This is a genomic window from Streptomyces sp. NPDC004647 (assembly GCF_040609575.1).
In the GTDB taxonomy this organism is placed as follows: Bacteria; Actinomycetota; Actinomycetes; order Streptomycetales; family Streptomycetaceae; genus Streptomyces.
The window spans coordinates 1-25460 of record NZ_JBEXKU010000064.1 but is presented as its reverse complement, the minus strand read 5'-3'; the positions used below and the strand labels follow the sequence as shown (position 1 = coordinate 25460).

At 71.4% G+C, this 25460-nt stretch carries 10 protein-coding genes and 3 pseudogenes; 6 read left to right on the top strand and 7 right to left on the bottom strand.

The features are described from left to right. Window positions 1-280 precede the first annotated feature (280 nt). From ABZW18_RS25160 to ABZW18_RS25150, 3 genes are all read right to left on the bottom strand, one after another. Window positions 281-7948, bottom strand: a complete 7668-nt coding sequence (locus tag ABZW18_RS25160) for a SpvB/TcaC N-terminal domain-containing protein (protein ID WP_356191286.1) — start codon at window positions 7946-7948, stop codon at window positions 281-283. After that, entirely contained in the window at window positions 7945-17949 is a 10005-nt protein-coding gene (locus ABZW18_RS25155) for a neuraminidase-like domain-containing protein (protein ID WP_356191282.1), read from the bottom strand. Before ABZW18_RS25155 ends, ABZW18_RS25160 begins: the two co-directional genes overlap by 4 nt. 87 nt (window positions 17950-18036) lie before the next feature. Beyond that, window positions 18037-18429 (bottom strand): DoxX family protein, encoded by a 393-nt coding sequence (locus tag ABZW18_RS25150; RefSeq protein WP_356191280.1) that lies wholly within the window; start codon window positions 18427-18429, stop codon window positions 18037-18039. A gap of 242 nt (window positions 18430-18671) precedes the next feature. Between ABZW18_RS25150 and ABZW18_RS25145 the strand changes: the two genes are divergently transcribed. Both ABZW18_RS25145 and ABZW18_RS25140 read left to right on the top strand, forming a co-directional pair. Continuing rightward, window positions 18672-19145, top strand: a complete 474-nt coding sequence (locus ABZW18_RS25145) for a carboxymuconolactone decarboxylase family protein (RefSeq protein ID WP_356191277.1) — start codon at window positions 18672-18674, stop codon at window positions 19143-19145. A 150-nt stretch (window positions 19146-19295) separates the two neighbouring features. Then, window positions 19296-20214: pseudogene (locus tag ABZW18_RS25140) on the top strand (RNA polymerase sigma-70 factor). 69 nt (window positions 20215-20283) lie between these two features. Here ABZW18_RS25140 and ABZW18_RS25135 read toward each other — a convergent pair. Beyond that, window positions 20284-20451 (bottom strand): annotated as a pseudogene (locus tag ABZW18_RS25135) (transposase family protein); the annotation flags it as partial. 117 nt (window positions 20452-20568) lie between these two features. On the opposite strand from ABZW18_RS25135, the gene ABZW18_RS25130 reads away from it, so the two are divergent. The 3 genes from ABZW18_RS25130 (at window position 20569) to ABZW18_RS25120 (ending at window position 22705) form a co-directional block, all read left to right on the top strand. After that, the gene (locus ABZW18_RS25130) at window positions 20569-21186 is read left to right on the top strand and encodes a LysE family translocator (protein WP_356191275.1); all 618 of its coding nucleotides are present in this window, start codon (window positions 20569-20571) and stop codon (window positions 21184-21186) included. A gap of 403 nt (window positions 21187-21589) precedes the next feature. After that, complete coding sequence (locus ABZW18_RS25125; protein WP_356191273.1) at window positions 21590-22387, top strand: alpha/beta fold hydrolase; 798 nt, start codon at window positions 21590-21592, stop codon at window positions 22385-22387. Between the two features lie 171 nt (window positions 22388-22558). Beyond that, window positions 22559-22705: a hypothetical protein gene (locus ABZW18_RS25120; protein ID WP_356191271.1), complete on the top strand. Its 147-nt coding sequence runs from the start codon at window positions 22559-22561 to the stop codon at window positions 22703-22705. A gap of 147 nt (window positions 22706-22852) precedes the next feature. Here the strand turns inward: ABZW18_RS25120 and ABZW18_RS25115 are convergent, their stop codons facing one another. Continuing rightward, window positions 22853-23086 carry a hypothetical protein gene (locus ABZW18_RS25115; RefSeq protein WP_356191268.1) on the bottom strand — a complete coding sequence of 78 codons (234 nt, stop codon included), beginning with the start codon at window positions 23084-23086 and terminating at the stop codon, window positions 22853-22855. 629 nt (window positions 23087-23715) lie between these two features. Next, window positions 23716-24300, bottom strand: a complete 585-nt coding sequence (locus tag ABZW18_RS25110; RefSeq protein ID WP_356191265.1) for a hypothetical protein — start codon at window positions 24298-24300, stop codon at window positions 23716-23718. 441 nt (window positions 24301-24741) lie between these two features. Here ABZW18_RS25110 and ABZW18_RS25105 point away from each other — a divergent pair, with 441 nt between their 5' ends. Continuing rightward, complete coding sequence (locus ABZW18_RS25105) at window positions 24742-25233, top strand: MarR family winged helix-turn-helix transcriptional regulator (protein WP_356191263.1); 492 nt, start codon at window positions 24742-24744, stop codon at window positions 25231-25233. Window positions 25234-25247: 14 nt separating this feature from the next. Here ABZW18_RS25105 and ABZW18_RS25100 read toward each other — a convergent pair. Then, window positions 25248-25370: pseudogene (locus tag ABZW18_RS25100) on the bottom strand (IS5/IS1182 family transposase); the annotation flags it as partial. Between the last annotated feature and the right edge of the window lie 90 nt (window positions 25371-25460).

The following is a 25460-nucleotide window of genomic DNA, read 5'->3' as shown; positions in this document are numbered from 1 at the left end:
GTCGAGCAGGTCGGCGGACTGACCGCTCAGGCTCCTGACGGCACCGCCGGTGCCGGACCGGGCCCCGCGGGTGCTGGGGGTGGACGAGTTCGCCTTCCGCAAGGGGCATTGGACTGGCGGTACGGACCCGGGGCAGCGTTGGTGTTCGTGGGTGCGTTTCGCCAGGCGGGCCGCTACCTGACGGAGGGGTTGCCGAATGGATGTCACAGCAACTTTGGCCGGATCGCGGGCCGATCACTCGCAAGGCAATCCGGACAGCACCCGCATCAACGCGTCCGCGTCAACGCGTCGGCACACGCAGCGTCGGCGTCCCCGACGCGTCGATCTGCGCCCGCGACCGCAGTACGTCGATCAGCGACTGCTGGGGCGAACGGCCCGCCGCGACCAGGGCGAAGAACGCCTTGACGTCCTCGAAGAACGGCGACGGATTACCAAGGGAAGTGCCCTCCCCGCCAGCGTTGATCGTCACCGGACCGATCGGCTTGTCGGTGATCTCCTTGCCCCACATCGCACGGTTGGCGTTGCGTTGCAGCGCGGACGCCAGGTTGTGGTCGGCCTCGGTGAAGCCCGGCACGCCCTGCTCGATGGCCAGGGCGTCCCCGTGGTTGGGGTTGCCCGTGCGGGAGGATTGCCCGGCCGGGGAGTTGGCGGCCGACTGGTGGGTGTGGTGGCCGCCGATCTCCTTGTACGGGGCGATCTTCGGGCCCGCCGTCGAGCCTCCGGACGTCGATCCGTTGGCGCCGTTGCCGCCGGTGGCGGCCCCTGCGGCGTCGGAGGTGGCGGCGGGACTCGGCTCGGGCTGCGCGCCCGCCCCGGTCGTCGACGAACTGTTCGGTTCCGGCGGGGGCTTGGGGGACTGGTTCGGCTCCTTGGACTGCCCACCGGACTCGCCGGATCCGCCGGATGTCCCGCCACCCCCGCCTCCGCCCGTGATCGCGCTGACCACGGGAGCCGCGGTGGCCATGAGCGCGGGGGCGATGGCCTCGGTGTTGGCGACGATGTTGGGCAGGCTGAACCCGAAGTCGATGCTCGGCCGGGTCAGCGCCGCGGTCCCGTTGGCGCTGACCGCCACATCGGCCGCGATGCTCGGCGCCGCGCCTCCGCCGCCGCCCCCGAAGGAGATGCCCCGCATGCCGAAGATGGTCGCCAACGCCTCGACGGGCAGCGCACCGAGCTTGCGTGAGCGCTCCTGGTCGCTGAGCACCCTGCCGGTCACCGTCCGGCCCGTCGCCACCTCGTTGGCCGTGTTCACGGTCCCTGCGATGCCGAAGGCCGTGCCGGCCGCCACCACCCCGGTGACGACCGTCGCCTCGCTCACCCCGAGCGTCGTGGCCGTCGCCGCGAGCAGGGGAGCCGCCGCCGTACCCGCGCTCGCCACGACCACCGCCACCACGGCGACCGTCCCGACGGCGACCGCCGCCCCGATGGCGACGTCCTTCCAGCTGATGTCCCAGGCGCCATTGTCGTCCAGCCGGTTCACCGGATCGCAGGCGGCGTACGCGTACCGGCTCGTAGGACCGCGCTGGCCCGCCGGGTCGCACGACAGCCAACGCCCCAGCCAGGGAACGTAGTACCGGGCGCCGACGGCGTAGAAGCCCGTCTCGTCGTCGCGCTGCTTGCCGAGGAAGCCACGCCGGGCCGGGGCGTCCGTCTGCCCTCGCGTGGCCCGCCAGACGGTGGCGCCGTACGGCGAGTATCCCTCGGCCGACAGCAGCCTGCCCTCGTCGTCGAACTCCAGCACCACCGAATGGAGATGATCGGTGAGCTGGTGCCGCACCCGACGCCGCGGTGACCCGTCGTCCACCTCGTTACGGGTCTCGACCCGCGCGAACACACCGACCCCGTCGCCCACATCGAGGCCCATGCGGACCAGGCCCGCATGGCGCCCGGCGTGCTCGCGCACGAACTCGACGCCGGAGAGGAACAGTTCGTCGTGCACCGGCACGCCACCGGAACGCTGCGTCGCCTTCCGGGCGCGGACACCGGTCGCGTCATGGACGTAGTACGTCCGATCGACGACGACCGAACGCGCCTCACCGCCCTCGTCGACCACCTGCCGCCACGTCGACCTCAGCCGGTCCCGGTGGTCCCACTCCAGGCGGGCCAGGTGCGGCATCGTCACCGTGTTCCCGTGCGCGTCGTAGGCGTACGTCTCCCGCAGTCCGTCGGTGAGGGACGTGGCGAGGAGCCGGTTTCCGGAGCCTCGTGCGTAGTGGAACTCCCGTGTCCAGCCAGGGTGTTGCGGGTCGTTCCCACGGTGGGCGATCCGCAGCAGGTTGCCCACGAGGTCGTACGCGTACCGCTCCACATACCGCCCGACAGCGATCCCGTCCTCCACATGCGCGACCGGCCGGTGACGCCCGAGCTGCGGGCCACCCGCGTCGACGAGCCCGAGCTGCTCGCGGCCCGTCGCCTCGACGAGCCGGTACAGGGCGTCGTAGCGGTAGGCGGACTCACCCGTGACGCGCTGATTGCGGAAGAAGACCGGGGGTACGGCGTCGTCCCGAACCAGCACCAGATTGCCCGCGGCGTCGTACGTGTAGTGCTGGTCCTGCACACACCTGGAACCGAGGGCGGAGCGTACGCGGACCAGCCGGAACGTCAGCGGGTCGTACGCGAAGTCGGTGACGAGCCCGTTCCCGCGCTCGACCCGGGTGCGCTGACCGCGGGCGTTGCAGCGGATGGCGGTCACGACATCTGTCCACACCGGCTGCCCGTCGGCGTCCAGCTCGCCCTCGATCTGCACCTGGAGGGCGCGCAGTTGGGTGGAGCGGCCGTAGCGGTAACGGGTGACGCTCGCCGCCGAGCCGAGTGCGGGCGACGTCAGCACGATCGGGCGGTTCATCGCGTCCATGCGCGTGGAGGCGTCGAGGCGCGCCGGCTCCAGGACGTCGTCCGCCGACGGCTGCACCAAGGCCCAGTCCAGTACCTGGTCGTAGGCCACCGCCACGCGCCGCGTGGACGAACTCGGGCTCCCCTTGAAGTCGTAGCCGTTGCAGACCGACAACCCCGCCTGGTCGTACCGCATATGGATACGCCCGCGCAGATTGCGCTCCTCGGCGTCCGCGAGGGTCTCCCCGTAGACGACCCGCTCCACCGTCACCTCGGCCTCGGGCCGGTCGGCGTCGGCGCCCGTCACGAGGACGGCGACGGGACGGCGGCCGGCGTCGTAGCGGGTGCGGGAGACGTGACCCCGGGAGTCCCAGGTGCGCAGCTCCTGGTCGAGGACATCGGCGAGCTGCCAACGGGTCCCCGAGTCGAGCGCCCAGTGCCGTACGACCCGGCCGAGCAGGTCATGGTCGGCACGGCTGACCGCACGCCCGCGCGGATCCTCGTCGGGCATCGCGTCGCGCACGGCTAGCACCTCGCCGGTGATCGCCAGCACCACCCGGTTCTCCACCGCGTGCCGTCCGTCCGTGCGCCGGACCAGCACGGCCCGGCCCAACGCGTCGAACCACTCCATGTCCGGGGTGTTCGCGTGGGCCGCGCTGGCCCGGGCGGCCTGCTGCTCGGCGTCGCCGAGCCCGCCGTCGACGCGCTGCTCGTACCACGGCCGCCACTCAGCGGGGAGAAGGTCGGACAGGCCGCGGGTGGCCACGGCGATGTCGGGGTCGTGGCGCGGATCGGCGAGCACGGTGTCCGCCCGGTCCCAGGTGCTGGACCACCAGGCGCCGAACACCCGCTTGGTGTACGTCCCGTCGGGGAACACGGTCGCGACCAGCCGCTGCGTGGCGTCGTAGCAGCGCACGGTCGACACGCCTTCGCGCCGGCCGGGTTCGTAGCGATGGGTGGAAGTGAAGTACGGCTCGTGGAACAGGACGACGTTCGCCTTGTCGTTGTAGACCTTCCAGCCGCTGGAGATCCAGCCGCCCGGCTCGTCGCTCTGGCTCTTGGTCTGGATCTCGCGCCCAAACCCGTCGACGTAGACGAACTTCTGCTGCAGCGGGGAGGATTCGCCCGGCGCGAGGTCGCTCAGGTGGCGCTCGCGCAGGATGGTCCGCACCGACAGCGGCTGGACCACCGGCTCGGACGCCGTACGGCGGACCGCCTCCAGGTCGTAGCAGATGCGCCGGGTTGCACCGAGCAGCAGCCGTTCGGCGTCATCCCCGGGGGCCGCGTCGACGAACGCGTCGTCGAACCCCTCCAGCGAGTCTCCGAGTCCCTCCCCCCGCTTGCCCATGGCCGCCGTCGCCACGACAAGCCCTAGGGTGTCGAGCGCCACGGCGGAGCGGTTGCCGTTGGCATCCGTCACCAGGACCGGCTTCATCAACCGGTAGTCCAGGCCGGACTCCTCGCGCACCCCGTCCGGCCCGTGCTCGCCGATCGTGCTGCGGTTGCCGAGGCTGTCCACCGTGTCGACCGGCAGCAGGTCGTACTGGTCGTAGCGCACCTCGCGGTCGGGACTGGTGACGCCGTCCTGGAAGGGATCGCGGTAGCGGCGCGGCCGGAAGAAGTGCGCCCGGGCGTAGGCGAACTCGTCCTCCGCGGCCTCCTCGCCCGGAAAGGCGCCGGCCGGCCCGAGGAAGGTCCGCCCCGACGGCACCCACCACTCGCCGGGCACATCGCCGGGCACATAGCCGCCCTCGCGCAGGACCGCGTCGAGGTCGTCGGGCGCGAGCAGCGGCCGCCCGTCCCGGGCCAGGGCGCGGGCCAGGATGTCCTGCGTGAACGCCAGGGTCAGGCCGAGCCCCGGGATGCCCCGCCGCCCCGCGCGGCCGAACGGCAGCAGGGCCAGCGGGTCGGCGCCGCCGAGGTCGTCGGGACGGTACAGGGTGCGGGTGCGTCGCAACAGCCGGTGCGGCCGCGCGGACGGCGCGCCGGGCCCGGTCCAGTCCTCGAAACGCAGCCAGCCGCCCTCGGGGGGGACGACATCCCGCACCTCGATCGTGCTCTGCTGCGCGGGCAGCGGCAGCCGGTAGTGGCCGGGATCGTCCAACAGCGGCTCGCTGTGCTCGTACCGGATGGCGGTCACCAACGTCCGGGCCTGCTCCTCCCGGTCGACCGGCGCTGTCAGCCGTGGATCGGCGGGCAACCGCCCGTAGGCGATGGCCACTTCCTCCAGCGCCTGGCCGAACTCGTTGACCCGCAGGGTGATCGCGTGCGTGACCCTCGGATCGTCACGGTCGCGTTCATAACGGGCCGTCAACTGCTCCCGGGGATGGGCGAGGAACACCGCGTGCCGGCCTCGGCCCACCGGCTGGAGCAGCCGCACGGTGAAGTTCCGCTCCAGTACGCTGTACGGCACGGACTCACACTCCGACCCGTCGAGCCCGTACACCTCCTGCCGCAGCAGCATGCCCTTCAGCGCACGGCACGCCTCGCGCTCCTCCTGCGGAGTGAGCCCCTCGGGGAGCACGCTGTCGGGCAGGCCCTCGCGGGCACACCCCTCGTCGTACTCGTGCGCCAGCAGTCGGCTCACCCGCTCGCAGCCCAGCCGGACACCGGTGTGGAACCAACTGCGGGTGTGGACGGGCGCGACCGGGTGGGAGTTTTCCCACGCTCCGTCCCCAGGAGCGCCGAAGTCCTCGGTGTCCCACTGATCGACGACCGCGAACCCGCGCAACTCCCGCTCCACGGGGTCGAAATACTGGTCGTGATAGGCGTAGCGCGTGGTCAGCCGGTGCCGGGCTACCAGGTCGATCGACTCGACCCGCTCCACCACCTGCACCGGGAACGGCGCCCGCGTACGCCACGGCCGTCCCGCGGCCTCGTCCTCGAGGTAGAAGGACGTCGAGGAGCGGTAGTGGATGCGGGTCTCGGCGCCGAGGTTGTTCGTCGTCCGGGTCAGCAGATGCGGCTTGACGCCCATCAGATCGACGTAGCGCACGGACCGGCCCGCGTTGCCGGGCAGGGGAGAGGTCCATACGAGGCATGCCGTGCCGTTCCCGAACAGGTCGACGACGTCGCAGTCGTCCACAGCGGTGGCCGGGGGCAGCCCGCGCAGCCGGACCTCGCGGCTCAGGCCGTTGCCGGACTGGTTGAAGTACAGACGTGGCCCGTCCGGGTGGAGGTAGACGATGTCGCTGGTGCCGGTCCCGTCGATGTCCGCTAGGCGCACCCGGTCCGGGGAGAAGCGGTCGTCGGTGTCGAAGCGCGGGCAGTTCTCGAGCAGTTGGCGCGTGCCGAACCGGCCGTACCCGAGGTTCGGCCAGTAACACACTTGCGCGCAGCCGACCCGTACGAGGTCCCGCAGCCCGTCCCCGGTCATGTCCGCCAGCAGCAGCGCGCCCGAGTCGTCGGTGAAAACCACGCGCGTGCCCCGCCACTGCGCCGGATCGACCGGCACCCGGTGCTCGCGGCCGAAGCCCGACGTGCCGAGCCCTTCGTGCCAGCCCAGCTCGTCGGGCGCCAGGCGCAGGACGTCGACGAGCCCGTCCCCGGTGATGTCGACCAGCCTCAGGTCCGCCCGGGGGGCGCTGGCCAGCGGCCCGGCGAAGGGGCGGAAGGGCCGCCAGCCGCCGTGCTCGTCCTGCTCGTACACCCCGGCCTGCGGCCCCGTCAGGTCTACGACGTCCAGACGGCCGTCCCCGCTGAGGTCGAGCAGCTCCGCACCCGAGGCGAGGGTCTGGTTCGGCACCCGCGGTACGGACTCCAGCGCGCCGAAGTGCGGCGCATCCGTGAGCGCGCTGAGGTTGCGCAGGTAGTACCAGGCGCCGGGATGCTCGGTCAGGACACCGGGGATGCCCTCGCCGTGCAGGTCCAGCCAGCGCAGCCGGCCCGGGCCGTGTGGGAGCCGGGCCAGCTCCCGCGGCTCCACGACCCGCACCTCGTGCTGGACGGCGACCTGGCTGTAGGCCATCTCCACCGGCGGAAACGCCTTGCGCCGGTACCCGCCCCCGGGCCGGCGCCGGAAACGGGCGTGGGTGACGGCGGTCAGCTCCGCGTAGACCGGGCGGGTCGCCTCGTCCGGCGCCGGAGTCGGCGCGTATGTCAGCTTGGTCGCGGCGACGAGACAGGCGTCGCCGACGTCGGGTTCCTCGGGGAACGAGTGGAACATCAGCAGCCGACGGCACAGCCGCTCGGTGCGCAGCTCGAACCCGCTGCGGCGCGAGGAGAACGGATCCGGGCGGGGCGACCAGGGCCGGTCCGGTTCCGGGCCCGGCCGCTCCTCGTCGTGGCCGCCGTAGTCGAGGACGAGCGTGAAGTGCCACTGCAGTGCGCACAGTTCGGCCGCAGTCACAGAGGCCGGGCGGTCCCCGGCGTCATCCAGGAGGGGGACTGCGTTGCCGTACCGGATGCACCGCAGATAGCGCTGCGCCTGGTCCCGTACGCCGTCGCCGCGGTCGTACTCGTAGGCGATCACGTTGCCGCGGTCGTCCCGGGTCTGGCTGATCAGCCAGGAGAAGACGCGCTCCGGCGCCTCCGGATCGTTGATCCGGGCGTCGGCGTCGACGCCGTAGACCGTCAGCACGTTGTCCGCGGACCAGGAGCGCCAGTGCACATCGGCGGGGTCGTCGACGCTCGTCCAGCGCTCGATGCGCGCGAAGCTCGCCTCCACCCGGGGACGGTAGCCGCGCACCAGATACCCGCCGTCCCGCCGGTCCCGCCCGGTGGGGACGAGGTCCTCGGCGCTGGACAGGACGAACACGTCGGACTCGTGCGCGTCGTCGTAGCGGGGCAGCCCCTTGTCGGTGCGGCGTGTGATGGACGGCAGCCCCAGCGAACAGCCGAATCCGACCGGCCCGTTGCCCTGCCCGCTGTCGTAGCCGAGCGACATCTGCGGGCCGAAGCCGTCCCGGCCGGTCGTGAGCAGGACGGGAATCGCGAACGAACCCGTGCCCGTCACCGAGTCCGTGCCGAACTTCTCACCGATTCCGCGCACCGCCCCGCCGGCCGAGGGCAGTTCCGCCCCGGGCAGCGGATCCGGCCGGGGCCGGACGGGGCCGCGCTCGGTGTCGTCCTGCTCGGCGCCCAGGAAGGCGGGCGCGCCCTGGCCCAGGTCGGTCATCGCCGGTCCCGGTCACAGTCGTCGGCCTCGTAGCTGCACAGCAGCCACAGCCGCGATACCTCACCGAACCGCCCCGGCACCGTCACACTGCCCAGGTCGACCTCCCGTCCGCCGTGCACCAGCGTCGGACCGCCCTCCGCGCCGAGGTCGGGCAGCACACCGTGGAACAGCTCCGGCCAGTCACGCGAGGCCACACACTCGACGACCTCGTACTCCTCGGCCCCCCGACGCCCGGGCGGCCTGAACCGCACGGGGTGGTGCACCGACGGGCAGGCGCACCCGGCCTCGAAGAAGAACTCGACCCGGCGGATGCGCAGCGCCCGGTTGCCCGGCAGGAAGGGGAACATCGCGCGGGACAGCCGCAACGGCAGCCGCCGCTCCTCGTCCTCGGCGCCGCGAGAGAAGACGGACCACATCTGCGGCAGGTCCTGCTCGACGTCGAACACGCGAAGTCCGTTGCCGGGCCGCCGCTTTCGCGCCTCCCGCCGTGCCGCCTCCGCCAGGGCCGTGCCGCCCTCCCGCGCGGTGTAGTTCAGGTGCAGGACGACGTCGGTCACGCTCGACAGGTCGAACTGGTTGTCCTCCTGGGCGAGTTCGAGCAGCCATCGGCTGGCCGCGCCCTGGTACTCGAAGTGCAGATAGCGCTCGTCCTGGAAGCGGACCTCGAACATGCCGCTGTCGTACTGGCCGGTGGAGGTGGCGACCGCCTCCCGGGCGGCGTACCGGCGTACGGCGCGCGGGTCCTCGGGGAGCAGGGCGTAACCTCCGTGGCCGCAGCCCGTCGAGTCCTCGCAACCGCCCCCACAAGCACAGTCGTGGGAGCACGCGGAGGGCTCGTCGGCCCGCGCCGAACAGCACGGCGCCACCGGACTCGTCAGCACCGGACTCACCCGCGTCGTACTCGCCAGCAGCGTCAGCCGCGCATGGACACCCGTGTACGGCCCGGCCACACAGGGCACCGTCAGCGCGACGCTCTTGATCCGGCGCAGATAGTGCCCCGGATAATCCCGGTCGAACAGCCACTCCGGCAGCTCGATCTCACACCGCCCCGTGGCCTGCAGCCGCAGGAACTCCACCGGCGCGTGCAGGCGCAGCGAGATGTGCTTGGTCAGCTCGTACTCACGCCCGTTGAGGTCGAGGTACGCCTGCTCCATCCGCCGCAGCCCAAGCCCGAGCCGCTCACCGGCGAGCAGCCCCTCGTGCAACCGGTCCCAGCGGGCGTCGGCGAGGAAGTCCCCTGCGGGCAAGGCGCGTTCGAGCTCGAAGGCGCGCCGCGCTTGCACCGCCGCACGCGCGGCCAGCTCGTACGTCTGCCGGTAGAGCGCGGCCGTCTCCTGCTGCAGCCACAGGAACAGGGCGTGGCCCGTGAGCTTGTCCCGGACGATCTCCTCGGTGATCCGGGCCTGCTCCCAGCGCAGTTGCTGCTCGTCCAGCTCGTGCAGCACGGCGTCCCGGCGGCGCTCGGCCGCCAGGATCTGCCGCTCGATCTGCTCGATCTCGATGTCGTGGATCTCCACCTGGTGCCGCCACTCGGCCGCCCGCCGGTCCCAGCCGGCCTCGGTCAGCCGCTCCGAGGCGGTGATCCCCGCGATCGTGCCGAAGATCCCCGCAATGCGCGAGGCCGCCGAGAAGACCCCGGCGAGCTTGGTGCCGAGCGGGAGCTGGTTGGCGTTGAGCGGGCCCATGCCGGCCACACCGAGCCAGATGTCGGGGATGAACCCGAGCGCCTGCCCCGTCGCCTCCAGCGGGATCGCCGTACCGTGGCTGCCCACGGACTGCTCGGTCAGCGACAGATAGTCGTTCTCGCCTTGGATCAGCCCCTTCTCCACGAGGTCGGCGTAGTAACGGCGGTGGGTGAGGGCGATCTGCTTCGTCTTCTGCAACGCCTGCACCTGCCAGTCCGCGTCCCGCCACTGCAACCGCCGGGTCTGCACCGACAGCGCGTGCAACTGACGCTCCTGGTCCGCGCGCACCGCGGCGAGGAACTCGGCGTCCCCGCGCTCGAACGCGCCCTGCAGCGCCGTGCCGAGGCCGTGCACCTCCGTGGCGAGATCGCGGGCCCGGCTCACCAGGAAGGCGAAGCGGTACGGACTGTCCGGCACGCACACGTCGTCGCAGCCGAGCCGCTCGGTGTTCCCGAAGAACGGCCCGTCCGGCGGCCACAGGGCAGGCAGCCGCTGCGCGTCCAGACACGCGCGGATCAGACACAGCCGGTCCTCGACACTGTCGTACAGCCCGATCAGCCGAGGGTTCGGCGGCGCCGGATGCGGGAGGAGCGCGGCGACCGTCGGCGCCTTGTCGGGCGGCGTCGCATCGGCGTCGAGCACCAGCCGCGGCCGCCGGCCCAGGATCGCCTTCAGCCCGTCGAAGACCACCCGCGCCTGACTGAGATCCTCGGAACTCCCTCCGGCACGCAGCAGCGCGTCGCCCCACTCCAGCAGCGTCTCGGCATGGTGCAGCACGATGCTGCGCCGCCGCACGTCCTCCTGAGAGGCACGCGTGCTGTCCGTGCAGCACCCGCGATGCCCCCTGCGCTCGTCCCGCCCGGAACAGCGCATCCACGAGGCGTTGCCATGGGCGACATCCGCGGCGAGCCGGTACCAGCCGAGCGCCGCACCGGGATGACAGTGCGCGCGCAGCGCCGCCGCCACGGCCGTCGCCGCAGCATGCGGCGAGTCCGGCACCAGCGGTGCCCCGGGACTGTGGAACACGAAGTAGGGATAGGCGGGCAACTGGCCCGGATGCACGGGACCGGACGGCGGCTGCGGCGCCGGCGGGGGTGCCACGGCTTGCGGCAGTACGACGACGTCGTCCACGGCGATGTCGTAGCGGAACCCGGGCGGCTGAGCCGCGTGCCCCGGCGGCGCGATGCCGCCGGTGACGACGAGGTGGATCGAGTCGTCGGTCCGCCCGGCGAAGCCGAGGGCCGGCCCGGCCGTGCAGCGCAGGGCCTCGCTGCTGTAGCGGACGGGGCTGAACTCCCCGTGCCGCACCCGGCACCACGCGAGCCGCACGGCTCGCTTTTCCGGCCACGCCAGCAGGCCGGGCAGCTGGTCGGGCTCGTGCCAGAGCCAGCCCGGGTCCTGCTCCACGGGGTCGTAGAGCCGGGTGTCGACCAGCCAGAAGTAGTACTCGTCGACGAGCGGGCCGTGCTCACAGCCGCACGTGGCACAGCACGACGACGCGGCAGGGGCAGTCAGCAGGCCGATCGTCCCGGGCCCGGCCGTGACGGCGGGGTCTCCGGCGGCGGCGACCCGCAGGAAGCGGGTGCCGAGCTGCACGGGCGCCTCGATCCACCAGGGCAGTTCGACCGCTGCCGAGGACGACGGACTGTTGTCGTCGCCTGGCTCACCGCGCTCGTCGCGCAGGACCATCCCCAGCTCGATCGGACCGTCGTGCGGCGGCTCCCGGTCGTCCCCGCCATCGCCTCGCGGTTCCCGGTCTTCGCCCCCTCCGCCCTCAGTCGCTACGTCGCCCCCGTCGCCGGACGGCGCATGCACCGCCGCCAGCCACGACGGCCGCGCATGCCGCTGAGGAGTCCCCAGCAGATCGAACCCGTGCCAGGCAGGGTCCCCCTCGTGCAGCGTGGCAGGGTCGCGCACCTGGAGCAGCGCCAGCCCCGGGTGCTCCGGAGCGGGCGGCTGCGCCCAGACGTCGAGCCCGCCCGGCTCCGGCCGGGTCAGCGTGACCCGCCGCAACTGAGCCTCGAAGAACGCGAACGCCTCACTGCGCCGGGCGAGCGCCAGCTCGTCGACGTCCACCCAGTTCTCGCGGTAGAACCGCCGCCGCGCGCACGCCTCCCACACCTGGTAGCGAGCGAACTGCGCGTCCCACAGCGCGAGGAACCCGGGAGACGGCACCCAGCCGGGCTCCTGACCGAGCCGCGCCCGGCTGACCAGGGTCTGTGCGGCGCCGATGGCGTCGTCGATGCGGCTGACCCGCTCGCACAGTCCGGCCTCGACGTCCTGCAGCAGCAGGTCGCTGAGATGCCGGGCCTCGCGGACCGGGGCGCCGCCGACGCCGGTGACCCGGTCGAAGCGGGTGAGGTACGCCAGCAGGGCGGCGCGGCCGCGTTCGCGCAGACCGTCGTCCAGGGCGCGCAGATCGGCGTACCGGCGGGGCGGTCCGGCGGACAGATAGCCGTCGGCGACGAAGGCGGTGAGGTTGGCGTTCCCACCGGCAGCCGGGTCGTCGGCGGCCCACAGGTCCGGCCGCGCGGCCCGTACGTCCGCGACCAGGAAGCGCCGCAGCACCCTGCGCAGCAGCAGGTCGGCGTGCCAGACGCGGATCGGCCAGCGCTCGTCCACGAGGTCGTCGCTGACCAGCGCGGGCCGGCCGTCGAACAGCGTGACGAGCGAGGTGCGCAGCAGGTCGACGCCGACGTACCGCAGCAGATCCGCGGGCAGGTCGGGGTGGCCCTCCGCGGACTCGTGGAACAGCAGCCACAAGGGCCGCTCCGGGGAGCCCGTCGTCTCGGCCCGCGTAACCGTGTAGTCGAACAGGCGCTCCCAGATGTCGGCCAGCGCCTGCTGCCGGGCGATGGACGGCGCGACCCGCTGGTCCACGGCCGGATCCGGGGACAGGTAAGGGTCAGCGACCGGCAGCAGGTTGGGGTCGAAACCGGCCAGGTGCACCGCGTAGGCGGCGCCCTCCTTGCGGTAGGCCGCCCCGGAGAACCGGTCCGGGTGCGTGAGCAGATAGCCGATCTCGGACTGTCCGTCGTCCGCAACGGGGGCGGCGGCAAGGCCGAGCCGGTGGGCCAGCAGCAGCGCCTTGAACGCCCGCTGGTAGGTGCGCCGCACATCGCGCAGCGAGCCGGTGTACCGCTCCCGCAGGGCGCGCCGCTCGGCGTCGGTGAGGTCCTTGAGATTCCGGTCCAGGGGGCCCGGGTCCTGGGTGCGCCGGTAGAGCCGGTGCCGGGGGAGGGCGATGGGTCGGCCCTCGGAGTCCGGGCCGCTGTAGGCGAGTTCGAATCCGGTGGTGGCCGGGCGTACGTCGTCGGCCTCGGCAAACTCCGGTGCGGGCTGTACGAACTCGATCTCGACGTCGTAGGCGCCGCGGCGCAGTTCCAGCTCGGACGCGCACTCGGGTGCGCCCGTCTCGCCCGGCCAGTGCCGGGCCAGGACGCCCCAGACGCGCTGTCCCCGGCGCAGCACCACACGCCAGCGCCGGGCCCGCGCGGCCTCGGGGTCGGGGATCTCGCCGTCCTGCCCGGGGGCACCGGCGTAGAAGGTGTACGCGCCGCCGGTCTCGACGAGCAGGCTGCCGGTCCAGCGGACGGCGAAGCCCTCCGCGGCGCCGAGCGGCTCACCGGTGGGGTCGCTGAGCGCGAACCCATTGCGGACCCCGGCGAACCGGGCCTGCCCCGCCGTCAGCGTGGCATCCAGCCCCGGCACCAGGCCGGGTACGGCCACGGCGACCTCGTCGCGACCGGGACCGAACAGGCGCAGGGCGGAGGTGGGCTGCCGCCACACGAGCGGGCCCCGACCGGACGTGGTGACCCGGCGGTACTCGCCCAGCAGACCTGTGCCGGTGACCGAGAGCAGGGCCGCCAGTGCCGCCCCGTTCACTCCGTCCCAGGTCACGGTCGGCGCCGTCCCCGCGTCGTTCTCCCACGGGGCGAGGCCCTCGTTCTCGTCGCCGCGCAGCACCAGCAGCAGTGCCTTGGCGAGCGCGGCCGTGCCGCCTCGGCGCTGCCCGGTCGCCGCCTCGACGTGCCCGGCGAGGTGGTCCGCGACGACCCGTGCACGAGCCACCGCCGTGCGCACCGAGCGGGCGAAGAACGCGAACCGCTCCCGCTCGTCCTCCTCGTGCACGAGGAGGTGCAGGGCCGCCTCGGCGTCCTCGAAGAGGAACGCGAACGGCGACAGGTCGGCCCGCGGTCCCGCGAGCAACTCCCGCACCGCGTGCCGCTCTTCGGGGCGCAGCTGACGGATCCGGGCCAGCTTCGCGGCCACCGCCTCGTCCCGCAGCGGGAGCCCGGCGGTGAGCCGGTCGGCGGCGTAGCGGAAGGGTCCGTCGGGCGGGGTGTTCCACATCGCGGGCGGTGAACCGGCCAGCGGGGCGCTCCAGCGCCGGTCCTCGACCGGTACGACGATGCCGTCGTCCTCCAGCAGCGAGGGGAAGAAGCGCGCCCCGAGCCGGTACAGCGGGTCCGAGCCGGGAGCGCTCGTGTAGCCGAACTCGGTGCGCAGGGCGGCATCGACCTGCGTCCACGACCGGGCGGCGTCATCGTCCGAGGCGTCCGTGTCGAGCAGTTGCTCCCGCAGCCGCCACAGCGAGTTGGCCGTGTCGTCGTCCGGCAGCGTCAGCGGATCGTCACGCGTCTCGTTGGGCGAGGGCAGGCTGAACGGGTCGTCGCCCTGGGTGTGGTCCTGGACGGTGAACAGGAACAGCAGCTCGCCCACGCCGAGATCGCTGGCGTACAGCTTGGCGAGCACCTCGGCGAAGCGCAGTGTGTTGGTTGGCCGGGAGTGCCAACTGGCCTGCGGATCGGCGGGGTCGAATCCGGCGAGCACCGACAGCGGGTCGAGGTTCTCGGCGAGGATCTCCAGGAACTTCGCCGGACGGGGCCGGCAGCGGAAGCGGCGCACGGCGTGCCCGCCGGTGTGCTTCAGCAGCGCGCCGACCGCCCAGTCCCCGTGCGGGTCGCCTGGCCCGGCCCACAGCGCGAGCAGCGGGCTGTGCCCGGTTCCCGGCGGGGTCTCGGCCGAGGGTTCGTTGTCGTGCGGCGCCAGGGGCAGTCCGAAGTGACAGCGCAGGAGCTGCAGCGCGGCCAACTGCCGGACAAAGTCGGGGTTGGCGGAGCCGTCCGAGCCGAAGAGGGTCAATACGGCTGCCACGTCAGCTAGTTGGGCGTAGGTGAAGGCGGGCGTGCAGGCGCGGCGCAGGATCCGCCACAGCCGTACGACGACCGCCAGACGGCGCAGGGCCTCCACGGAGAGGTCGAGCACGTAGTCGTCGAGTCGGCACGGCTCGCAGTCGGGGAACGCGGGCTCATCCGGTTCTGTCCGGTCCTGGTCGTCACGGCCCTCCTCGCCCCCGCGTCCGAACGGGACGATCCCGCTGCGCCACAAGTCGAGGAACTCGCACCAGTCCAGGCCGGTAGCCTCGAGGAACCGCGGCAGCCGGACGACGAGGTCCGTCCAGGAGCGGTCGTTCTCCACCTTGTTGACGAACCCGTAGTACTCCCAGACGGGAGTGCCTTTCCTCGGGCTGGTGGTCGGACCTGGGGAGAACAGCAGGGCGTATTCCTGCGGGCTCATCCCGAGGAACTCCAGGGCGATGGGCAGACGCAGCGGGTAGCGCCACAGGGTGGGGCGGAACTCGGCAGGTTCGGCGCCCGGGTCGATGACGAACTCGGTGATGTCGCGGCGGAAGGCCCGCATAACCTCGTACCGGCAGGTGCCGAGCGCGTCGAGGTGGCTGCGCGCGATGTCCAGCGGCTGGTGGTAGGGGAGGAGCGGGTGGCTGACGTCGGTGGCGGGCGGCGTGTAGGTGGCACCGGCCGGCAGCGGCACCGCGGGGGTGGAGTGCTCGGGCCGGGCCGCGAGGTCCTCGTCGGTCAGCTCGGCGGAGGTGTCGTGGACGGCGCCCTTGCCCGCGCCTGGGTTGGCGGCGAGGGCCTCCAGGGACTCGTCGACCAGGTCGACGACCGGTATCGCGGTGCTGAGGTTCGCGGCGGTGGCGCGCAACTGGTCGACGGGGCCGCGGCGGGCCACGACGAGGTCGCCGAGGGTGGGCGGCGCCGCGTCGCCGTGCGGGGTGCCGTCCGGGTTGTGGCAGTCGGCGTTGAGCGGGAGGGCGAGCAGGGCCTTGAGGTAGGCGACGGGGCCGAGGGCGGACAGGTGGTCCGGTGGCCGGCAGTCGACCAGGCATCCGTCGGGGTTGACCGGCACCGGCGCCCGGCCGTCGCCGCCCGGGTCCGGATCGGGGGCAGGGCCGCCGGCCGCGGCGCCGAGGGTGTCGGCGAAGTCGACGGCGACGGTGCCGATCAGGGCGTCCCGCAGGCCCTGCCGGGTACGGACGGCCACCTGCGCGGCGCTGGTGAAGCCGCGGGCGTACAGGGCCTCGACGATCGAGAAGCGCAGAGGCGCCGGGACGACGGCTGCCAGCCGCATGAGGTCGTCGACCGTCGCGACCGCGGCCGCGAGCCACTCGCGCCCGCGCGGGTCGGTCGCGAACAGGGCGTTCCCGACGTCGTCCAGCGAGTCGCGGACGTGTCCCGGATCGTTGGTGCCGCCGAACACGAAGTCGGCTCCCGCACGGGCGTGGTAGGCGGCGACGAAGCGGTTGACCGGATCTCCGTCGGGCACGCGCAGCAGCGGCGGCGCACCCGGGGCGTTGTCGGGGACGGCCTGCACCGCCGAGGCGAGGACGAAGAACTTGCGCACTTCCTGGATGAACGCCTGCAGTCGCTCGTCCAGGGAACCGGGCCGGGTGAAGTCGGGCAGAGTGTCGGGCCAGGACGCGTCGTTGCGGAAGAATGCCTCCCACTCGGCCGCCTTGATCCGGGAGACGGCGGGCGCGTCCGCGGGCCCGAGCGTGGCGCGGATCTTCGCCCGCAGCGGGGTGTTGCCGGGCTGTACGACGTACCCGCGCGTCAGCGTGGTGAGCACGAGGTCGAGGTGACCGCTGGCGTGGGTCGTGACGATGGTGCCCCAGAAGGCGGTGTCGATGTCGGCCTGCGTCACCGTGAGCCAGCCGGTGACCAGCGCGAGGACGTCGCCGGTGGCGGCGATCTGCGGCGGCTTGCCCGAGGTGTCCCCGAGAGCGCGCAGTCGTCGTACGGCCTGGGTGATGGTGACGGCGGGGGCGTCCGTGACCGGCGGCTGTCCGGCGGGGAGCGGCGGTGGGGAGGCCGGGGGTTGCTCCTTGATCACCCCGCTGTCCTTGGCGGTCTTGAGCATGACGCGCAGCCGCTCGGTGTCCGCGAGGACGGCGGACCGGTAGCGCTGCTCGGCGTCGTAGGTGACGGGCAGGCCCGCGCCGAGCGCGTAGAAGTAGCGCGCGGGCACGGTGAACCGGACGTTCACGGGCAGGTTCGTCACCAGGGCCCGCGCGGTCGTGTACCGCCCGCCGGTGCCGGTCTGCCCCGGCAGCACGGGGAACGTGAGGGCCGCCTGGGTGGCCTTCGTCGTCCGGTCCTCCGCGTCGACCGCTGTGGTGAGCGCGTAGACGTAGGTCGTCAGCCGCTCGGCGTCCGCGTCGCCCTGGGCGTAGTACGACGTCAACTTGGCCTCGAACCGGCCGCGTTCGGCGTCGTCGGCCGTGCTGACCGGGGTGGTGTACAGCTTGCCCAGGTCGGTCGCGGCGGGCACCGGCATCGGCCGGAACTTCTGGTTCCAGATGACCTCGCGGGCCACGTGCCGGGCCTGCGGCACACTGAGCCCCGTAAGGGAGAGCGGCGCCCCGGGGTCGTGTCCCAGCACCCGGGCGACGGCGTTCAGCAGTCCGTCGTACGCCGGCGGGCTGCCGTCGGCGGGCAGTTCGACGTACGCGTCGGCCGGGTCGATCTGGGTGCCGGCCGGGGGTAGGGCGAGGTACAGCGACGTCGGGCCGATGCCGGGGAACACACCGCGGTCGGCCGGGATCGACCCTGACGACTCCGGTACGTTCATGAAGATCCGGCGGACGAGGATGACGCCGCCGCCCCGCGACACCTCGACGCGCAGATCCCGGGTGCCGTGCTCGGGGCGGCCCGCGGGCGGATGCGGCGGGGCGATCTCGAAGAGCGCGGTCGCCGCGGCCAGCCGCTCGAACGTGCCCGACAGCGGGTTGGTGAGCCGGACGTGCTGGACGATATCCGTGTCCGGATGCGGCAGTTCCGGATGCAATGGGTCCGGTGGTGCCACATAACGCGCCGGGTTGCCGATCTGCGCCTCGCCCGACGCCGTGGACAGATCGAACACACGGATCGTCAGCCCGTTCAGCGCCGCGGAGAAATCCGAGCCCGAGACCGGGTCCCCCTGGGGGTGCAATCGAACCACGACCAGCGCCATGTGCACCTCCAACGTCCCGGTCTCGCCGGGGAGATGTGGGCTTTACGCGAGTCGGACTCTATCGGCGGACGGGGGTGTTGGGAGTGTTTAGGATGGTGTTGAGAGTTTTCTTTCTGAGAAGCTGTCATTTATATCTGTTATTGAACACTGTTGACTTGATTTCGCATGTGCGACGAAACGGTTTGCGGCGCCCCGCACAGCGCCCATGCCTCCGGCGACGAAGTGCGGCGGCAGTTCCCAGACTCGACCCTCTTGCCACGGCGGAGGCGCGTGACCACCGCGCCGGCGAACAGCAGCACCAGACCGGTGGCGGCCAACGGGCACCAGAACCGGCGCGATGTCGAGCACGGCGGGCAGGACCAGGCCCGCCGCGGCCAGGAGCTCAATGGCGCCGATCGCCTTGAGGGCACCCGAGCTGAAGTCCTCGACCCATCGGGTGGAGGTGCCCATGCCGGCCATCTTCTCCTTGGGCACGAACATCTTGGCACTGCCGGCCAGGCAGACAACGGCCAGCAGCCCGGCAGTGATCCACAGCGAGGTTCATCATCAGCTCCTTGATCGAGGATCGCCCGCACCCCGTAAGACGAGACAGCAACTCGGCCTGTGACATCTCCGAACCCCCGGCGGCGGGGAGACGTGGGTCACACAAGCGTACGTGTCACAGGGAGCCGGGCCATCTCGTCTCGGGGGTGGAGCCACTGACGAACACGGAGGAGCACACGATGGACGCGCGACTGAACTACTTCGCCAGCCCGACCGCCGGCAAGGTCCTCAAGCACTTCATGTCGGCGGGCAAGGCGCTCAAGGACTCGCCACTGCCGGCCGCGACGCAGGAGCTGGTGGCGCTGCGCGTGAGCCAGATCAACGGCTGCGCCGCCTGTATCGACATGCACACCAAGGATGCCGCCGCTGCCGGCGAGACCTCGGTGCGGCTGAACCTGGTGGCGGCGTGGCGGGAGGCCACGGTCTTCACCGAGGCCGAGCGTGCCGCGCTGGAGCTGGCGGAGCAAGGGACCCGGATCGCGGACGGGGCCGGCGGGGTGAGCGACGAGGTCGGGGCGCGTGCCGCCGAGCACCACGACGAGGAGCAGCTCACCACTCTGGTGGTCCTGATTTCCTTCATGAACACGGCGAACCGGCTGAACATCATCACCCAGCAGCCGGCCGGCGACTACGAGCCCGGGCAGTTCGACTGAACGGCCGTCGGCAACCGGCCCGGGGCCCGTTCGCGAGCTCCGGGCCCCGGGCCTGGGGGTGTTGCTCTGCCCCGCCGGTACCGGATGATCACCAGAAGATGCCCGCGCCGGCGAGTACGACGGGCGGGAGGGCCTCAAGGGGGAGTCGGCGTGAGCAAGGTCGAGGAGTTCGAGGAGCTGCGACCGCTGCTGTTCTCGATCTCCTACCGGATTCTGGCAGCGTGGGTGAAGCCGAGGACGCGGTGCAGGAGACATGGCTGCGCTTCGACACCTCGGCGACCCGGCCCCACGTCGGTCAAGGCCTTTCTGTCCGCCACGGTGACGCGGGTCTCGATCGACGTGCTGGCTCCGCGCGGGTGCGGCGGGAGGAGTACATGGGCCCGTGGTTCCCCGAGCCGCTGCTGAGTGATCCGTATCAGGATCCGGCGCGCTCGGCGGAGCTGGCCGACTCGGTGTCGATGGCGGCGCTGCTGCTGGAGCGGCTCAGCCCGCTGGAGCGGTCGGTGTTCGTGCTGCGGGAGGTGTTCGCCTTCGGGTTCGACGAGGTCGCCGCGGCGGTGGGGCGTTCGGAGGCGGCGTGCCGGCAGCTGCTGGTGCGGGCACGGCGGCACATGGAGGCCGGGCGGCCGCGGTTCGAAGCGGATCGTCAGGAGCGGCAGGAGCTGGCGACGCGGTTCTTCGACGCCCTCCGCGAAGGCGATGTCGTCGGCCTGCGGGATCTGTTGGCCGCCGACGTCCAACTGGTCGGGACGGCGGCGGCAAGGCCCCGCAGCTGGCCAGGGCCGTCGTCGGCGCCGAGAACGTGGCCCGACTGCTTGGCTCCGTCTTCCCCCTGATGGCCAGGATCGACGTGACGTTCGAGCCGCACGAGATCAACGGACAACCGGACGCGATCTTCCGCGACCGGGACGGCAAGGTGCTCCAGATACTGGCCCTCGAGGTGCTCGACGGGCAGATCCAGACCATCCGCTCGGTTATCAACCCCGACAAGCTCGGCCACCTCGGGCCGGTTGCCGACGCCTGGGCCATCGACCGCGAGGTTAAGCAGGCCCGCCGGCAGACGAAGTGACCTCGGGACCGGCGTGGTCGGCTCGTTCACCGGCAGCCCATGTCAGCGGCCACGGGGCGGCCGATTCGCCTATCCGGCCAGGTTGAGGTTGTGCAGGCGGGCGATGCCGCGCATCGCTTGGTGCACGCCGTCGCCGCGGAGACGGCAGTCACGCAAGATCTTCCAGGTCCTCATGCGGGCGAAGACGTGCTCGACACGGGCCCGGACCTGCTTGTGGCTCTTGTTGTGCGCCTGCCTACGAGACCGCGAGCCATCGAGCGCCGCGCACGAACTCGGCGGTCTGACGATATCGAGTCTGCGACGGGCTCTCCTGGCAAAGTAGCGGTACTGACCAACCAAAAGGAGCAGCTCATCGTGAGCGTTGAGTTTCTGATCACTGCGTTCATCATCGTCGTCTCCCCTGGAACCGGCGCCTTGTACACCCTGGCCACCGGTCTGACTCGGGGGTTCCGTATGTCTGTTGTAGCCTCTTTCGGCTGCACCCTCGGCATCGTCCCGCACTTGGCGGCAGCCATCGCGGGACTCGCTGCCATCCTTCACACCAGCGCTGCCGCTTTCGAGACTTTCAAATGGGCCGGTGTCGCCTATCTGGTCTATCTCGCGTGGCTGACCCTGCGTGAGAGGGGCACGCTGAAGATCGACACGGAGGGGGAACGCAGGGATCAGTCGGCTACCCGGGTCACCGGAACCGCCATCCTGATCAACTTCCTCAACCCCAAGCTGTCGATGTTCTTCCTGGCGTTCCTGCCGCAGTTCGTTCCTGCCGGCAGCCCCAACAGTCTCCCTCGGATGCTCGAACTCTCAGCCGTTTTCATGATCATGACGTTTGTCGTGTTCGTCATCTACGGAGCCTTCGCCGTGGCTGTTCGCGACAAGATCATCTCCCGCCCCAAGGTGCTGGCCTGGATGCGCCGGTCCTTCGCCGCCGCTTTCGTGGGCCTTGGCATCCAGCTGGCCTTTGCTAGCCGCTGATCCTGCCTCGTTCGCCGCCTCGCCCGCCCAAGAACGTTCCCTGGGGTAGGCGAGACCTATGTAAAGGGCTTTCACCCATTGAATAGTCATCTTTCATCAAAATCTGCGGTTTGAAGACAGGACGGGACGGGAGTAGCGGCCGCCGGGAGGCGCGACGGGGGAGCGGGAGGGTACCGCCGGTGAGCGGGCCGGCGGCGATGCGCAGCAGCAGGACCGGCGAGGGCGCGAGGGCTGAGGGTCCGGGCGACGGGCTGCCCACCTGGGCCGCGCCACTCCTGTGCACCATGGGTGAGCGGCGACCCCGCCCGCGGTGAGGACGTGCCCGGCCAAGGCCGCCGACACGGAAGGCGGATGCCCGTCCGCCCCATGCGGGGCGGACCACGGAGAGGATAGGAGCATCGCCATGGAGAGCCGCTTCCGTCATCGCGGGGCCGAGCTGTCGTACGAGGATCGGGGCCGGGGCCCCCTCGCGGTGTACGCGCACGGCGGGTTCGCCGGCCGTGCCGCAGAGGACTGCATGGGTCTGTTCGACTGGGAGCCGGTCCTGACGGCCGGCCAGCGCCTCGTCCGCTACGACGCCCGGGGACACGGGCGGTCGACGGGCGGCCCCGACGCCGCCGATTACACGTACTCCGCACTCGCGGACGATCTGCTCGCCCTGCTCGATCACCTGGGTGCCGACCGGGGCGTCAACGCCATGGGCGCGTCGATGGGCTGCGCAACGGTGATCCACGCCGCTGTCCGGGAGCCCGAGCGGTTCTCCCGGCTGGTCCTGCTCATCCCGGCCATGGCCTGGACGACAAGGACTACCCACGCGCGGAACAACCTGGAATCCGCCGACATGATCGCCCGGGACGGAGCGGACGTCTGGCTCGCGGCCAGGAGGCAGCAGCCCAGCCCGGAGATCGTCGCCGACGTGCCGTACGTACCGCCGACGCCCGCGGAGGGTGTCCTGCCCGCCATTCTGCGCGGCCTGGCACGATCCGATCTGCCGCCCCCCTCGGCCGTCGCCGGGCTGCCCCTGCCGACCTTGGTCCTCGCCTGGGCGGGGGACCCCGGCCACCCTGTCTCGACCGCCGAAGCGCTGGCCGGCCTGATGCCGTACGCCGAACTCCATGTGTCCCGTACTCGCGCGGACATCCGTGGGTGGGGGGAGCGCATCGCGTCCTTTCTGACCCGAGCGCTGCCGCGACCGGCATGAGGGAGCGCGCCACAGCGGGGCACTTCCCCGGACTGTCCGTCCCTCGCCCGCGTTAACGCCGACGGCGTGACGCTCCTGTGTGTCGGAAAGGTTGTGCCACGGTCTGGTCATGACCGAGGGCGCCAAGGGCTCCCCGCGCGAGCCCGCACGAGCAGCAAGCCGCTGAAGAAGGTGGATCTGCCGATCCGCGTTCCGCTGATCCGCGGGGAGACGAACGGCTCCTTCCTTGCCCGCACGGCGGTCGCCAACGGCATGGAGCTGCCCCGGCTCCTCAAGGCGCTGCACAACGGGCGCCTGCCCGGGCGCGGCGTCGCCTGAGGTACGCCTGCACCTCCAAGAGGTCCTCCTCAGCGCCGACGCGATGGCCCGTCTGGCTGTCCTGGTCGAACGGGAACCAGCTGCGCCGCGCGCTGCCCGGCCTCCACGCCGAGCAGCTACTGAAGGCCTCCGGCGCCGCGGTCCGCATCACCGCCTGGCCGGACGGCCTGGGCGCCGGTCCGCTGAAGGCCTGCCCGCTGTGCCTGGGGGATGGGTCCTGGCTGGTCGCGGCCGGGCACCGGTGGTGGCCGTGCGCCACGGCGTCGCGCGGTGCCGTACGGGTACGGCCCACTTCGCGGCCGAGCGGACGAACCTCTTCGTCCGCTCCCACGCCTTCTTGCGGCGGCCCTTCTGGCCCTGATCCTCATTCTGGGTGGCCATCGGGGCCTCCCTCCCTTCCGGCCCCCACGTTCGTGAGCCCCGCGGGGGCTCGTGCACTGTGGTGTTCCACCGTCCGGACGGGATTGGTGCAGAGCAGCCTAGTCGCTGCTTGTGGCATGGCCCCAATACTCACTCAGCGGGGTTCGGAGGAAGTGACGGCTTTTCATGACATCGCGTGACGGGGCGAGTTACCGGGTGTAGACCAGGTAAAGCCCGTGGCCTGCAGCGACATCACCGGTGAGCGAAATCAGAGCGGGAACTCTGTGCCATACCACCCGGTAATGCAGCGCACATTGTCTCGCCGACTTTCCATCAGTGTTGAAGAGGAACAAAGACTTCCTGAGGTCCGTAAGTCGACTTCTCGGCGTGGTCGCCGTACCGGCCTCCTCGCTGGAGCTGGGCCTGCCGGACGACGGCTCGCAGCCGACCAGCACCACGCAGCGCAAGGCGCGGAACCGTCCGACGGTGTGAGTATCAGGTGATAATGCCCCGTTGAGAATGATCACGACAAGCGCGACCGAGGCGATATCGACCATCTGAGCCAGGCCCGTAATGCCGGTGCCCAGCACGCCGACTACGAGATGCCGCAAGTCGCCGGCCCGAGGCGACACCACCTTCCTCGCTGCGCCTCAGCCCTGGCCGCCGAGCCAGTACAGGGCGGTGTCCACATCCCGCGCAGTCCACCCCTCTGTACCGGGACCGCTCCGGTCGAGCAGGTCGCCGAGCAGGTCCATGTAGCGGCCGTATCGGCCACGGGGACCCCCGAGGGAGTACCCGAGCCACTCGAGCCCTTGCCGAGCACGTCGGTCGTACACGGCCATCCGCTGCGGCGCCGCAGCGGTGAGCACCGCAGATGCCAAAGCGGCGCCGTGACGGAAACCGGGGAGTTCCCAAAGAACTTCACGACCCTGCTGCGCGGCCTCCCCGCGGACCAGGGACACATCACGAACCGCAGCGACCGCCCTGGCTGTCACCGCCCTCACATCAGCTTCCGGGACGGACATCAGCTCCGAGACCCATCTCGTATTGGCCGGCAGACGTTTCCACACCACCAGCGCCCCGATGTCCGCCTTCCCTATGCTGCCTGCGTCTTCGGCTCGCTGCGCTACTTCCAGCAGCACCTCGTCGTATTCGGGTGGCACGGCAGCGCGGTACGCCTCGCGCGCAGAGACCAGGCGCGACCAGACGTGCTCGGGTTCAGGGACGGGTTCCATAACAGGATCCTCGCCCCCAGATTGCCTCTCCGCGCGGCTTCCGAGAGAACACCCTCGCGCGCTACGGGGATGCCCACTCACTGCCCCGACTGCCGTTGACCGGCCGCCGCTGGTCAACGGACAGCGTCAGGTGCCCCGGAGGCGCCGTCACACGCATCCGGGGCACTTGGCATGAGGGCTGGTCAGGGCGCCGGTGTGACCTCGATGGTGGAGTCGTGGCAGTCGGTGGCCAGCTGCCACAGGGTGTCGCGTTCGGTGGTGTCGACGGCTAGGGTCTGCCTCTTTGGTCAGCGTCGGGTCGGATGAAGATGGCAGGCAAGTGGAGTGCCGCCCCGTAGGCAATGGCGAGTTCGTCGGGGCAAATGGGCTCGCCCCATGGCTTGATCCGGTTGACGCCGGTTCGGCGGTGTTCCGTGCGCTAGGGGATATAGCGTCGGGATCATGAAACCGCTGACTGACACCACCACCGACCAGGCGCCGGCCGATCCGGGCGCCACCGACGACATGCTGGCCACGCAGCCCATCGGGTACTGGAGCGGACTCGCCCACGCGGCCGTTACCCGACATCTGCGTGACGCTATGGCCAGGATCGACGTCACGCAGCCGCAGTACTGGGTATTAAACCGCGTGAACGGCGGGTTGGAGGCGCCGAGCCGCGAGGAGGTTGTCATCCAGCTGACGCCCCTCGCGGACGGGCAGCACGAGATTGCGCGCGTCGTCGACCAATTGGTCCACCGCGGCTGGCTGCGGGTCGATGCCGGACAGCGCCTGCACCTCACCGATGCGGGGGAGGCTGCCAGGGTGCGGGTGCGTGAGCTGGTGACCGAGTTGCGCGCCGTGGTCCATGAAGGCATCAGCGATGAGGAGTACGTGGCCGCGCTCAAGGTGCTGCGCAGGATGGTCGCCAACGTTGAGGGAGATGGGGGCTCCTAGGTTCTGCCTCTTGGTCAATCGCAGGTCCACATGAAGATGGCGGCGAGGTGGAGTGCGGCCCGGTAGGCGATGGCGAGTTTGTCCGTTCGCATGGCCAGACCGCGCCACTGCTTGATCCGATTGATGCACCGTTCGATGAGCAAGCCGCAGTGCTGTCATACGTGCGGTTCGACGTCATCGTCTTGGTTTCCTTCCTCGCTTCGGATTATCGTCGCCTGCTGGTGGTC